Annotated in this window: 7 protein-coding genes and 1 pseudogene; 6 read left to right on the plus strand and 2 right to left on the minus strand. The window is 46.8% G+C overall.

The features are described 5' to 3' along the window. Positions 1–16: 16 nt before the first annotated feature. Both EMM73_RS10260 and mutS read right to left on the minus strand, forming a co-directional pair. Positions 17–2107 carry an alkaline phosphatase D family protein gene (locus EMM73_RS10260; RefSeq protein WP_261373379.1) on the minus strand — a complete coding sequence of 697 codons (2091 nt, stop codon included), beginning with the start codon at positions 2105–2107 and terminating at the stop codon, positions 17–19. Continuing rightward, positions 1995–4580, minus strand: a complete 2586-nt coding sequence (gene mutS / locus EMM73_RS10265) for a DNA mismatch repair protein MutS (RefSeq protein WP_127686341.1) — start codon at positions 4578–4580, stop codon at positions 1995–1997. Before mutS ends, EMM73_RS10260 begins: the two co-directional genes overlap by 113 nt. A gap of 32 nt (positions 4581–4612) precedes the next feature. Here mutS and EMM73_RS10270 point away from each other — a divergent pair, with 32 nt between their 5' ends. The 6 genes and pseudogenes from EMM73_RS10270 to EMM73_RS10300 all read left to right on the plus strand — a co-directional run bounded on the left by EMM73_RS10270 (position 4613) and on the right by EMM73_RS10300 (position 14262). Next, entirely contained in the window at positions 4613–5104 is a 492-nt protein-coding gene (locus EMM73_RS10270; protein WP_127686342.1) for a CinA family protein, read from the plus strand. 66 nt (positions 5105–5170) lie between these two features. Then, on the plus strand, positions 5171–6229 hold the full coding sequence (recA, locus tag EMM73_RS10275; RefSeq protein WP_127686343.1) for a recombinase RecA: 1059 nt from the start codon (positions 5171–5173) through the stop codon (positions 6227–6229). A gap of 279 nt (positions 6230–6508) precedes the next feature. Further along, a complete protein-coding gene (gene metA / locus EMM73_RS10280) occupies positions 6509–7429 on the plus strand; it encodes a homoserine O-acetyltransferase MetA (protein WP_127686344.1) in 921 nt (306 codons plus the stop codon). Between the two features lie 2 nt (positions 7430–7431). Then, positions 7432–11123 (plus strand): annotated as a pseudogene (metH, locus tag EMM73_RS10290) (methionine synthase). An 871-nt stretch (positions 11124–11994) separates the two neighbouring features. Further along, the gene (locus EMM73_RS10295; RefSeq protein WP_186435182.1) at positions 11995–13161 is read left to right on the plus strand and encodes a tetratricopeptide repeat protein; all 1167 of its coding nucleotides are present in this window, start codon (positions 11995–11997) and stop codon (positions 13159–13161) included. 54 nt (positions 13162–13215) lie between these two features. Continuing rightward, positions 13216–14262 carry a M28 family peptidase gene (locus EMM73_RS10300; RefSeq protein ID WP_127686348.1) on the plus strand — a complete coding sequence of 349 codons (1047 nt, stop codon included), beginning with the start codon at positions 13216–13218 and terminating at the stop codon, positions 14260–14262. The last annotated feature ends 15 nt before the right edge of the window (positions 14263–14277 follow it).

Raw genomic sequence — 14277 nt, forward strand, 5'->3', positions numbered from 1 at the left:
CTGGCTGAGCTCTGAGTTACAAACTCAAATCCAGCTCAGTTTCATCATCGCCTTTTTCCAACTCAAAACTAACAGTGTCACCGTTGGCGCAAAGCTGGATAATTTTGCTGGGCACGCCTTCAGGCGTGAGCTCTACTAAACCTATACCAGCAGCATTGACCAGACGGCGACCTTTGGTTTCGCCTATGGGTTTGTGGTGGGTGATTTTCATCCGGCGTCTTTTGGTAAACCAGTTCAATGGCGAGCGCGAGGCATAGAGCCAGCGGTTGGCTGTATCTAAGATAACCAGCAGAGTGTGTGGAAACTCATTTTTCAGGCCACTGCTGGTGATTTGCCAAATCGACGGGCTTTGCTCTTTGTAGCGCAGTTTTACTTCAAAGACAAAGCTGTAATGCACATCACCGGATAGAATGACAAAGTTGCGTGGTGTTTTTGGATGGCGGAATAAATTCAGTAGTGCATGGGCAGAACCTGGATGAGTCATCCAGTTTTCAGCATCCACCATCAGAGGTTTGCCAAAACTGGTAAAAACTCGCTGAATAGTTTCAATTAGTTTCACGCCAAACACAGGGGCGGGGGAGACCAGCAATACAGCTTCGCGGCCAAGCAACTGCTGCTGCAATTCAGTAATAGCTTCCCAATCCATTAAACCTGAAGGCTTTTCCAACGACGTTTCTGAGCGCCAGCGCTGGGTTCTGGTATCCAGCACTAACAAAGGGGGTTGGGTCGGCCAGCTGTAATGCCATTCAGAGAATTTAAGCAGGCGAGTTATGCAGTCATCATGAGTTTCAGTACTGGGTTGACTCAGAGCTTGTTGGCACAAAGGCAGCAGCTGTTGTACTTTCTCTGGCGCATTCCCCCAGCCCTGAAACAGCAGATAGCCCATTAGCGCGTTGCCAATAATACGGCGCGAAAACGGGTGTTCGTAGGCGGTTTTTTCCCACTCTGCAGTTAAATTCCAATCGTCAGTAATATCGTGATCATCAAACATCATAGCCACAGGCAGGTGGGCCATTAAACGTCTGACCTGGCCTAAACCAGCTTTAAATACTGTCAGGTTTTTGCTGTACGTAGCGCAGCGCTTTTGCCGCTCTGGACTAAAATTGTTGAGAAAAGCGTTCGGCATTTGTAAGTCTAGCCCCTGCCATGGTGCAGGCGACCAGACCAGCAGGTACATTGAAAATATTTCAGCCATAGAGATCAAATGGTTGTGAGCGCTGTCTGTGGTAAATACCGGCTTTTTTACGCCTTGAAACAGCTGTTTTAATACCTGATAACTGGCTTCGGTAGCAGGCAGAAGTTTCTCGCGTTGGTAATAAAATGGTGTTTTGCTGTGAAGTTCTTGGGCTGAGCTTAAGGTGGAACAAGGTAACTCTTCGTCAGCAAAATCCAGTTTTGCAATCAACTGATGAATAGCATAAAGCGTAGGTGCTGCCACATCGTCTGTATAGACCTGATCACCACTCAACATCAGTAAGGACGGCCACTGTGCAGGGCTTGTTTCTAATAGCTGCTGATCGGCACGGACTAAGCCATCGCCAGCGCCAAAATGCGGTTTGCGACAAGAGCCATGCAATACCGAATGCACTTTGGGTTTGATGATAAAACCCGGTAAATCACGGCCCGGATAGACTAAATCCTCTGCCCACTGCCGCCAGTTTTGCCAATCGCTGCTGCTGGTTTTCAGCTGCAGATCATAACTAATCCAGCATTCAGTCGGCAGTGCTTCGGTAAGCTGCAGATCCAACAAAATCACGTGCAATTTGCCAGCCAGTTGCATCTGCTGGATAAAGGGCTGCAGCTGTTTTGCATCAAACTGCAGCGCCTGGCTTTGTTCAGGTTGAAGCTGAAGTTTCAGTTCCACTGGTTCAGAAGTGGCTAACCAGAGACAGAGCCGCTCTGGGGTCAGACGACGTAACAGAGGGCCAGCCCAGACTAAGGGTAACGCTGTATCTGCTGCAGATAATGTGACCTCTGAAATAACAACTCTCCTTTTATAAGCTGGCTTTAAGCTGATACAACAAATCCAAAGCCTGACGGGCTGATAGCTGATCCGGATCCAGGTTGGCCAGTTGCTCCAGTATTGGATGAGGTTCGGCTTCGACAAATAATTGTTGTTGCAGCGGCTCTGCTGTTTTAGTCACTGCTGGTGCTTTGGCACTGACAACAGACTGTTGTTCCAATTGGGCCAGTTTTTGTTTGGCTTTTTGGATCACTATCCGGGGTACACCGGCGAGCTGGGCTACCTGTAAACCATAACTTTTGCTGGCGGCGCCGTCTTGCACCTGATGCATAAACACAATGTGTTCGTCGTGTTCTACTGCATCCAAGTGAATATTGGCTAAGCCCTGTAACTGCGAAGCCAGCTCGGTCAGTTCAAAATAATGGGTGGCAAACAAGGTCATGGCTTTGAGTTGCTGTGCCAGGTATTCAGCACAGGCCCAGGCCAAAGACAAACCATCATAAGTACTGGTGCCACGGCCTATTTCATCCATCAGCACTAAACTCTGGGCTGTGGCATGATGCAAAATAGTGGCGGTTTCTGTCATTTCCACCATAAAAGTAGAACGGCCAGAGGCCAAATCATCAGATGCGCCTACTCGGGTGAATATCCGGTCGACCGGGCCTAATACAGCACGCTCTGCCGGTACAAAACTACCTATATAAGCCATCAGGACGATCAGCGCGTTCTGGCGCATATAAGTCGATTTACCGCCCATGTTCGGGCCTGTAATCATCAGCATGCGTCGCTCTGGCGACAGCTTAAGCGGGTTAGCGATAAAAGGCTCCGTCATCACCTGTTCCACCACAGGGTGGCGGCCAGCTTCAATCTGGATACCAGGCTCAGAAGTTAGCTCTGGTTGATGGTAATTCAGCTGTTCAGCGCGTTCAGCAAAGTTAGTCAGCAAATCCAGTTCGGCCAAAGCCGCGGACAGTTGCTGTAAATCAGCCAGATAAGGCGCTGTTAAATCAAACAACTCTTCATACAGCTGCTTTTCCAACGCCAAAGCTTTGCTTTGACTGCCAAGCACCTTGTCTTCGTATTCTTTTAATTCAGGAATAATATAACGTTCGTTGTTTTTTAAGGTTTGGCGGCGAATATAATCCGCTGGCACCTGATCGGCAGCGCTGCGGCCAGTTTCAATGTAATAACCCGCTACTCTGTTAAAACCCACTTTGAGTGAGGCTATGCCGGTACGCTCTTTTTCACGCTGCTCCAGCCGCTCCAGATAATCCGTAGCGCCTGTCGCCAGTTCACGCCATTGATCCAGCTCAGCGTTGTAGCCTTGAGCTATCACGCCGCCATCGCGAATCAGCATGGGCGGTGTGTCCACTATAGAGCGCTCTAATAAATCACTAAGCTCTGGTAGCGGCTGGCATTTAGCAGCGAGCTGCGCCAATAAAGGGCTTTGCAATGGGCTAAGTTCAGGTGAGAGTTCAGGCAATAACTGCAAAGCTGCACGTAAACGCGAGAAGTCACGAGGCCTGGCACTACGCAGAGCTAAACGGGCAATAACACGCTCTGTATCACCCACTTGTTTAAATAGCGGCTGCAAACTCTGGTGGTGTTGCTGCAATTCAGCCACAGCCTGATGTCGGGCTGAAACTAACGCCTGATCGCGCAGCGGCGCATGGATCCAGCGCTTCAATAAGCGGCTACCCATAGCGGTTTGGCATTGATCAAGCACAGCTGCGAGGGTGTGATCAAACTGGCCTGCCAGGGTTTGGGTCAGTTCTAAGTTGCGTCGTGTAGCCGCATCCAGAACTATGCAGTCCTGATTGCGCTCAAGGGCTATAGAGCGGATATGAGGCAACTGAGCGCGCTGGGTGTCTTTGACATAACCCATTAAGCAGCCTGCAGCCATCAGTGCCACTGGTGCTTGTTCTACACCAAAACTTTGTAAGTCGCGGGTGCCAAATTGTTGGGTCAGTAATCGTTTGGCATTGCTTAACTCAAACTCCCAGACTGGGCGGCGACGCACGCCTTTGCGGCTGACAATGCTATCCGGCCAGTCTTGCTCTTCGGCATATAAAATTTCTGCAGGGTTTAACCGCTGCAACAAGGCCAACAGGTCGTCTAAGTGAGAGACTTCGTTAATTAAAAAGCGGCCGCTACTTACATCTAAATAAGCAAAACCATAACTGCCTTTTTGCTGATACAAAGCGGAGACTAGGGTGTCCTGACGTTCATTCAGCAGCGCTTCGTCTGTGACTGTGCCTGGCGTCACAATACGCACCACAGCACGTTCAACCGGGCCTTTGCTCAAAGCAGGGTCGCCAATTTGTTCACAAATAGCAGCAGATTCGCCCAGTTGCACTAAACGGGCTAAGTAACCTTCAATCGAATGATAAGGCACGCCTGCCATAGGAATAGGCTGGCCCGCCGACTGACCTCTTTTGGTCAGGGAAATATCTAACAGCGCAGAGGCCTTTTTGGCGTCATCGTAAAACAGCTCGTAAAAGTCACCCATACGATAAAACAGCAAAATATCAGGATGCTGGCATTTCAGGCCAAGGTACTGTTGCATCATCGGAGTATGCGGGCTTAGGGCTTGCCCGTCTTTCTGTTCTGGCGGCATAATGGCTTAATAATTCCTGCGTTGGACCAAAGATGACAATTCCAGTAACCACCTACAACTTGGCGGCGGATCTCGGAGCGCTATTATTGCGGAAAAATATCAGTATCACCACAGCAGAATCCTGCACTGGCGGTGGTATTGCTTATGTGTTGACCGCAGTGCCTGGCAGTTCAGCGTATCTGGACCGATCTTTTGTCACTTACAGTAATAAATCCAAGCAGCAGTTGTTAGGAGTCAAAGCCGAAACCTTGTTGCAATACGGCGCTGTCAGTAAAGAAACAGTACTGGAAATGGCCATAGGCGCAGCCAAAGTTGCTGGGGCTGAAGTTGCAGTGGCTGTATCTGGGATAGCAGGACCTGGCGGTGGTTCAGCCGGTAAGCCTGTAGGCACTGTGCATTTTTGTTTTGAAATTTCAGGCCATCAGGTGCTGTCGCACCGTATCTTTGATGGCGATAGAGCGACAGTACGGCAGCAGGCGATCGATTTTGTCTTACAGCAGCTCATCTTGTTATTGACAGACTAAAACAAAAAGACTACTGTATGAGCATACAGCACTTTGAGTGCATCCAAGAATCCACCGGAGAGAGCAATGGACGACAATAAACAAAAAGCACTGACCGCAGCCTTAGGTCAAATCGAACGCCAGTTTGGTAAAGGTTCTATTATGCGTCTGGGCGATAGCACAGCGCTTGATATCGACTTTATCCCTACAGGTTCGTTGGGTTTGGATATTGCGCTCGGCATAGGTGGTTTGCCTTGTGGTCGTATTGTTGAAATCTACGGTCCTGAATCTTCAGGTAAAACCACCTTAACATTACAAGTCGTCGCTGAAGCGCAGCGTATGGGTAAAACCTGTGCTTTTATCGATGCTGAACACGCGCTGGATCCGGTGTACGCGAAAAAATTAGGCGTAAACGTTGATGATTTATTAGTGTCTCAGCCTGATACAGGTGAACAGGCGCTGGAAATCTGTGACATGTTAGTGCGCTCAGCTGCGGTAGACGTCATTGTTGTCGACTCAGTAGCTGCTTTAACACCACGCGCTGAAATTGAAGGCGATATGGGTGACAGCCATGTAGGTTTACAGGCCCGTTTAATGTCTCAGGCGCTGCGTAAACTGACAGGTAATATCAAACGTTCAAACACTTTATGTATTTTCATCAACCAAATCCGGATGAAAATTGGTGTGATGTTTGGTTCACCAGAAACGACCACTGGCGGTAATGCGTTGAAATTCTACGCTTCTGTGCGTTTAGATATTCGTCGTACTGGTTCTGTCAAAGATGGTGACGAAGTGACAGGAAACGAAACCCGCGTCAAAGTGGTGAAAAACAAAGTAGCACCGCCATTTAAACAAGCCGAATTTATTATTATGTACGGCGCTGGTATCAGCAAAGACGGCGAGTTAGTCGACTTAGGCGTACTGCATAAGCTGATCGACAAAGCCGGTGCCTGGTATGCCTACAAAGGTAACAAGATTGGTCAGGGTAAAGCCAACGCCATGAAGTACCTGCAGGAAAACCCTGCGGTTGCCAAAGAAATTGAAGCTGAATTACGTCGTATGCTGTTGCTGGAACCTTCTAAAGGAGCTCCATCACCAGCAGAAGATTTTGGTATGCTGCCAGCTGACGCAGAAACTGATCTGTAATTTTTACAGAGTTTACACTTCGGGTGCTAAACCCAAGACAAACCCGGCTTAAGCCGGGTTTGTTATTTTTAACTGTACTGAATGTGAGAAAATACAGATTTTATTTCCTGTTCTGCCGGCTATTTTCAAGCTCAAAATTTCATAATGCGGATGCCTGAACAACTTGTATGCATTCATCGATCATCTTTACTTTTATTTAGACGTCTAAACGTGTAGATGTTGACATTTCCGCAGCTTTAAGCCAAAGTAACCTCATTTTTCAGCCTTGTCGGAGATGCTATGCCTATTAAAGTCATTGATCAGTTACCTGCTGTGGAAGCTCTTTCTGCGGAGAATGTGTTTGTCATGACTGAAAGCCGGGCTTTGTCTCAGGATATCCGGCCGCTGAAAATAGCCATTTTGAATTTAATGCCGAACAAAGTGGCGACTGAAATTCAACTGTTACGTTTGTTAGCTAACAGCCCGCTGCAGGTGGATGTAGAGCTGATTCGTCTTGATAACCATGTCAGCAAGCATACGCCGCAAAATCACCTGGACTGCTTTTATCGCTATTTTTCCGACGTACAACAGCAAAATTATGACGGTTTAATTATCACAGGTGCGCCTTTAGGTTTAGTCAATTATGAAGATGTCAGTTACTGGCCTCAGTTGGCAGAAATCCTGACCTGGGCTGACCGCCACGTTACTTCGACCTTGTTTTTATGCTGGGCTGCTCATGCTGCGCTATATCACTACTATGGTTTGCAACGCGAAATTAGGGGAGAGAAGTTATCAGGAGTGTACTGGCAAACTGTATCCCAGCCTTTAAGCCCTTTAGTGCGGGGTTTTGATGATGAGTTTTTAGTGCCTCACTCGCGTTATGCCCAGGTGCCTAAACAAAAGTATCAACATCATCCAGACTTGCATGTAGTGGCTGAAGCTGACGCTACAGGTGCCTACTTACTGCAAAATAGCAGCGGCAGCCGGGTTTTTGTTACTGGTCATCCTGAGTATGATTTAACCACCTTAAACGATGAATATCAGCGTGATCTAGCCGCAGGTCTTGAGCCTAAAATTCCAGAGAACTACTATAAACAAAATGATCCGGCCAAAGGTCCACATAAATTATGGCAAAGCCATGCGTTTTTATTGTTCAGCAACTGGTTGAACTATTATGTGTACCAGGCCACACCTTTTGATATTCAGCAGATAGGGCAGTAGTAATGAGTAATCGTAGTGTGTTAACTCCGGACGCCCTTCGTGCGCTGTTGGCGGAACGTATTTTGGTGTTAGATGGTGCTATGGGCACCATGATCCAGCAGTATAAATTGCAGGAAGCGGATTATCGCGGCACAGAGTTTGCTGATTGGTCGACCGATCTGAAAGGCAATAACGACTTGCTGGTGTTGACCAAACCTGAACTTATTCTGGAGATCCATCGGCAGTACTTAGCAGCTGGTGCTGATATTCTGGAAACTAATAGCTTTAACGCTACACCTATTGCGATGGCGGACTACGATATGTCGCATTTATCAGCGCGCATCAATCTTGAGTCTGCGGCTTTGGCGCGTCAGGCCTGTGATGAATACAGCACGCCAGATAAACCCCGTTTTGTCGCTGGTGTATTAGGCCCAACCAACAGAACTGCTTCTATTTCACCTGATGTAAACGACCCAGGTTATCGTAATGTCGACTTTGATACCTTAGTCACTGCCTACTCTGAATCCACTCATGCGCTGATTGAAGGTGGGGCTGACATCATCATGTTGGAAACCATTTTTGATACCCTAAACGCCAAAGCTGCAGCTTTTGCCGTGCTGAAGGTCTTTGACGAACTGGGCTACAGCTTGCCTGTGATGATCTCAGGCACCATCACAGACGCCTCAGGCCGCACTTTATCCGGTCAAACCACTGAAGCATTTTATCATTCACTTTCTCATGTAGAGCCAGTCAGTTTCGGTCTGAACTGCGCTTTAGGGCCGGATCTATTGCGGCCTTATGTTGAGACTTTGTCAGGTATTTCAGAATGTTATGTTTCAGTGCATCCAAATGCAGGTTTACCTAATGAATTTGGTGAATACGATTTAGGTGCAGTTGAAATGGCCAAAGAAATAGCTGATTGGGCAGAGCAGGGCTTTTTAAATATTGTTGGCGGTTGTTGTGGCACTACACCTGAACATATCAAAGCCATCAGTGATGTGGTCGCTGGTTTACCTGCCCGGCAGCCGAAACAGAAAACGCACCAGTTTCATTTGTCTGGTTTAGAAGCTTTTGGTCTGGAGTGGTAATGCGACAACAAGCCCGGTTTATCAACGTAGGTGAGCGCACCAACGTCACAGGCTCAGCCCGTTTTAAAAAGCTGATATTAGAAGGCGAATACGAAAAAGCTTTGGATGTTGCCCGTCAACAAGTTGAAAGTGGCGCTCAGATCATCGATATCAACATGGACGAAGCTATGCTCGACAGCAAGGCTGCCATGGTGCGATACCTGAATTTACTGGCATCCGAGCCGGATATTTCCCGCGTGCCTATTATGGTCGACTCATCCAAGTGGGAAGTGATTGAAGCAGCGCTGAAGTGCATTCAGGGTAAACCTGTGGTCAATTCTATTTCGCTGAAAGAAGGCATAGAGCCGTTTTTGTATCAGGCAAAATTGCTGCGTCGTTACGGTGCAGCAGTGGTGGTGATGGCCTTTGATGAAAAAGGTCAGGCCGATACCAAAGAGCGCAAAGTAGAAATCTGTCAGCGTGCTTATAACATTCTGGTCAAGCAAATTGGTTTTCCGCCTGAAGATATTATCTTCGACCCAAATATTTTTGCCGTCGCTACCGGCATCGAAGAGCACAACAACTACGCAGTGGACTTTATTGAAGCCACCCGTGACATCAAAGGCTTATGCCCTTATGCCAAAATTTCAGGCGGCGTATCCAATATCTCTTTTTCGTTCCGCGGTAACGACCCGGTACGTGAAGCTATGCACTCAGTATTTTTATACCACGCTATTCAGGCTGGTATGGATATGGGCATAGTCAACGCTGGTCAATTGGCTGTCTATGACGATATCCCAGAGTTATTACGTGAGCGGGTTGAGGATGTGATCTTAAACCGCCGCGAGGATGCGACAGAACGCTTACTGGACATTGCCGCCGAATTTAAAGGCGATGGTTCTGTTGCCGTCAAAGAAGACCAAGCCTGGCGCGCCTGGCCTGTGAATAAACGTCTTGAACATGCCTTGGTCAAAGGCATCACCGACTTTATCGATCAGGACACTGAAGAAGCCCGCCTCACTGTTGAGCGGCCTTTGCACGTGATTGAAGGTCCGCTGATGGACGGTATGAACGTGGTGGGCGACTTATTCGGTGAAGGCAAAATGTTCCTGCCTCAGGTGGTTAAATCCGCCCGGGTGATGAAAAAAGCAGTGGCCTATTTACAGCCTTATATCGAACTGGAAAAAGCCGGTACTGGTGCTCAGGCTCAGGGCAAAGTGCTGATGGCGACAGTCAAAGGTGATGTACACGACATAGGCAAAAACATTGTAGGCGTGGTGCTGCAATGTAATAACTATGAAGTGATCGACCTTGGTGTGATGGTGCCTTGCGCCACCTTGCTGCAAAAAGCCAAAGAGCTGAATGTCGATATTATTGGTTTGTCTGGCCTGATTACGCCTTCTCTAGACGAGATGGTGCATGTAGCCAAAGAAATGACGCGTTTAGGTTTTGACATTCCGCTGTTGATTGGTGGCGCTACCACATCCAAAGCCCATACTGCGATCAAAATAGCGCCAAGCTATAAGCATGGTGTGGTTTATGTGCCTAATGCTTCGCGCAGTGTATCTGTGGTGCAGTCGCTGATTAGCAAAGAACATAAACCGGCCTTTTTAGAACGGGTCAATGACGAATACGACAGAGCCCGTGACCAGCATGCCCGCAGTCGGCCTGGTGAAAAGTTATTGAGCCTCGAGCAAGCCCGCGCTAATAAATTCCAGCTGGATTTAACCAAAGTGGCACCTGCGCCAAAACAACCTGGTGTGCATTTATGGCAGGACGTGGATTTAGAAGTGCTTCGCGATTATATCGACTGGACGCCATTTTTCCTGACCTGGCAGTTGTCTGGTAAATATCCTGCCATTTTGAATCACCCTGAAGTGGGCATGGAAGCTCGTCGTGTACATAAAGATGCTAACGCTATTCTTGACTTGATGATCCAGCAGAAGAAAGTGCAGGGCAAAGCTGTGTTTGGTTTCTTTCCTGCCAATAGCGAAGGCGATGACATCATTGTTTACACAGATGAGAACAGAACAGTGGAGCGTTGCCGTTTATTTAATTTACGTCAGCAATTGCAGCTGCGTAACGATAATCCAAACTGCTGCTTAGCTGATTTTGTCGCTCCTGTAGGTTCTGGCATTGCTGATTATATTGGCGGTTTTGCTGTCAGCACTGGTTTTGGTGCTGATGAGCTGGCTGCTGAATTTGCCGCGCAGCACGATGATTACAACAGCATTATGGTTAAAGCTCTGGCCGACCGTTTAGCAGAAGCATTAGCCGAATACCTGCATATGAGAGTGCGCCGGGAATTCTGGGGTTATGCGCCGGATGAAACATTGAATAACGAGCAGCTTATTCGTGAGTTGTATCAGGGCATACGACCAGCACCTGGTTATCCGGCTTGTCCTGAGCACACCGAAAAAGGCACTTTATGGCAGTTATTGGATGTTGAAGCTCAAACCGGCATTCAATTGACTGAAAGTTATGCCATGTGGCCTGGAGCCGCCGTCAGTGGTTGGTATTTGGGGCATCCGGACAGCAAGTATTTTGCCGTCAGTAAAATAGGTGCTGATCAAAAAGATGAGTATGCTGTGAAAAAAGGCTGGTCAGTGGAACAGGCTGAAACTTGGTTAGCGCCAAACCTAGGCTAGTAAAAATTGCAGCATAGATCTGTTGTACAGCAGCAGAATGTGCAGGTGTTTCAACATTAGATTTTTGTTGTTCCGGCGCTGCTTTTTGTCTGAAAAAAGCAGCTATGTTTAGTGCTTTTTCCGGGATAACGAATAAAGTTTTTGCTCCTGTTCTCGCCCTTGGCATCGATTGGGGCAGGCAACAAAGCTTAGGTCGCCTGTTCTGTTTTTTCGCGGCTTATGCACTGGTTTATGTCGGTTAACTGCACTGTATTCGCGCTGTCCGGTATGCCAATAGGACGAAATGCTGAACAAGTAACCCTAAAACCTTTAGAGGCTTAAGGCTAACATAAGCGCATTATTCGTTTTAGTTTACAAGGTTCGGCTTTTAGTCCTCTGTGGTCACTACAGAAAAACCTGATAACTTGAATTTAGCTTAACGAGTGTCAAACACATTTTATTTAACCTGAACTCGGGATGATGAGTGTCGAACACTCTAAATTTAGCATTATAAATCATAAAGATAAGTTAATTCATTTAAGCAGGCTCAGTGGCGTAGCATATCCCGGGTTCAGGTGGCATACGTCAGGTGATAGGAGTTGTTTTTCTGATGTTCAAGTCATTCGATACATCTTTATTGTATAAACCTTGGTAATACCTTCTGCAACAACTAGGTCTGGACAGCCTCTCTACCACCTCTTTACCTTTCTTGCCTCTCTTCAACCTCTCTCCTGGCTGTCTGTCGTTTGAGGACTAAAAATTTTTTTCGCAAGACGAAAACCAGGTTCGGACTCAAAGGCTAGTGATATGGAGAAATTATAAAACTGCCAGCAGAGCTGTTGATAAAAATGCCCTATAGTTGAAAGATAAATACTTAATACAGATGACGACTATGAAACTTTTTCTGAGTATTGGTGTGTTGATATGTTTGAGCGCATGCCAGCAAAGCTATACAGTGAAATCAACGCCTTATTCCTTGCTGCAGGACCACTTATTTAACCCAGTGGATGTTGCTATTGAAACTCCGGAACAAATTTTCGCTTTGCCGGAACAAACCAAAGCCGAAATCCGACAGTTATCACGTTCCGCCAGTTCAGCCCGGATGAAAACAGATCTGTTGTTAAACTACTTGTTTGAGAAAAAGGGCAGCAGTTTGTTGTATCAAAATGATGCAACTCTGACAGCAGCTGAGACTCTGGCAGCACGACAGGCCAATTGCTTGTCTTTAACTATTTTGTCTTACAGTCTTGCTCAGGAAATGGAGCTTCAGGCTGAATTCAGGGATATTAAAATACCGGAATACTGGACTCAGAATAACGGTCAAAGTTTGTTAAATGGCCATGTTAATTTAAGTATTGTAGGTGGTAAAAGCAGAGGAAAAAATGGCAGCATTAACTATAGTGTCTTTAATTACACCATTGATTTTGATGTACAAAATTACAAAAATCACTTTCCCTCAGTTAGCCTGAGGCAACATCAGATCACAGGCATGTTTTATACTAACAAGGCAGCCGAGGCTATGTTGCAGGGTAAAGATGATCTGGCTTATCTGTATTTGAAAGCCGCAATCTCTATGGATCCAGACGCTGCTGAAAGCTGGAATAATCTTGCCGTACTATACAGGCAGAAACAGCAACTTGGATTGGCGGAAAAGGCCTATGTCTTTGCTGCGCAATTGGCTCCCGACCAGCTTAATTCCAAAGCCAATCTGGCTCTGCTTTATGACATAATGGGCGAAATAGAAAAGTCTAATCAGTTAAAACGTCTGGTTGCAGCCAAAAGAAATCTCAATCCTTATTATCATTTGATGTTGGGGCATGAATCTTTGGCTTCAGGTTCAGCACAAAGAGCTATAGCGCATTACAAAAAAAGCCTTGGTTTGAATAAACAGCTGGCTGAAGCCATGTTTGGTTTGGCTAGAGCTCATTTGGCTTTGGGCGAAAAGAACAAAGCTCAGTACTACCTGCAGTCTGCAGAAAAATTGGCGCTTAATCCCGATGAACGTCAGCGTTATCAATACAAACTAAAGCTACTGACAGTGGCGGCAATGCAACATTAAAAGGTAATTATTCAAGTGCTCTCAAGCTTTGATTTTCTTCGGGCTGGGCTAAAAATGCCAAGTGCCGTTTTAACCTTGAATCCTGCAAAACATCTAACGCTTTTGGTCACTGGTTTGATTAAAAGGCTTTTTGCTGTCATTGAATTCTGCGCCTTGAAGTTACAGAGCAATTTAACAGTGCTGCGTTTTTTAGTGTTTTTTCTACTAAGCGCTATTCTGCCTTTCGGTTTGCAGGCTCACCCTGGCTTATTGCATGATATACAGCAGTTATCTGATCACCAGATGAGCGGACGAAAAACCGGAACTTTTGGCGCACAGCTTGCGAGAAGCTATATCCAACAGCGCTTTACAGATTTAGGCTTAACGGCATTAGCAGCAGATTATCAGCATCCTTTTAGCTACAGCCGCGGTTTCTCTGAGCAACAAGGTATTAATTTGATCGCCGAGCTAAAAGGCTGCGTTCAGCCTGATGCTTACATTGTACTCACAGCCCATTATGATCATTTAGGGGTCATTGGTGGAAAGACTTATTATGGAGCTGATGATAATGCTTCTGGCGTTGCTACTATGCTAGCGCTGGCAGAGCTGCTGAAAAATCAGTCCTGCCCCCAGTACAGTTATCTTTTTGTAGCTACGGATGCTGAAGAGTTGGGGCTTTATGGCGCAAAAGCTTTTGTTTCATCCCCTCCAGTGGCTTTGCAGCAGATGCTATTGAATATTAATCTGGACATGCTCAGTAGGGGAGAGCGTGCGAATCATTTGTATTTGTATGGCGCATTTTCGTTGCCTGGTATGGCGGATTTCGTAAAGAGCCGGGAGTTTGCGGTGAAGCTCAAAGTGCGCAAAAGAGGTAAAGGTTTAACAGGGCAACAGCAGTTAGACTGGGCTAATGCCAGCGATCATGCTCCTTTCCGGCGCGCTGGAATACCCTTTTTGTTCTTTGGCGTCGACTCACACAAAGACTATCATACGCCGCAGGACAGCTGGCAGAAGATTAATCCTGCCTATCTGCAACGCATGTTTCATAGTCTGAGTCAGATCGTGTTATGGCTGGATCAGCAACCGCCTGCCTGGTATCAGGCGGCTCGTAAAACCAAATAATCAGGTATTTTTTTT

The sequence above is a fragment of the Rheinheimera sediminis genome (assembly GCF_004005375.1).
In the GTDB taxonomy this organism is placed as follows: Bacteria; Pseudomonadota; Gammaproteobacteria; order Enterobacterales; family Alteromonadaceae; genus Pararheinheimera.

Excerpts from the sequence above, each read along its gene's own strand:
- EMM73_RS10295 (WP_186435182.1), top strand. The coding sequence starts at position 11,995 with ATGAAACTTTTTCTGAGTATTGGTGTGTTGATATGTTTGAGCGCATGC.
- EMM73_RS10300 (WP_127686348.1), top strand. The coding sequence starts at position 13,216 with ATGCCAAGTGCCGTTTTAACCTTGAATCCTGCAAAACATCTAACGCTT.
- mutS (WP_127686341.1), bottom strand. The coding sequence starts at position 4,580 with ATGCCGCCAGAACAGAAAGACGGGCAAGCCCTAAGCCCGCATACTCCG.
- EMM73_RS10270 (WP_127686342.1), top strand. The coding sequence starts at position 4,613 with ATGACAATTCCAGTAACCACCTACAACTTGGCGGCGGATCTCGGAGCG.
- recA (WP_127686343.1), top strand. The coding sequence starts at position 5,171 with ATGGACGACAATAAACAAAAAGCACTGACCGCAGCCTTAGGTCAAATC.
- metA (WP_127686344.1), top strand. The coding sequence starts at position 6,509 with ATGCCTATTAAAGTCATTGATCAGTTACCTGCTGTGGAAGCTCTTTCT.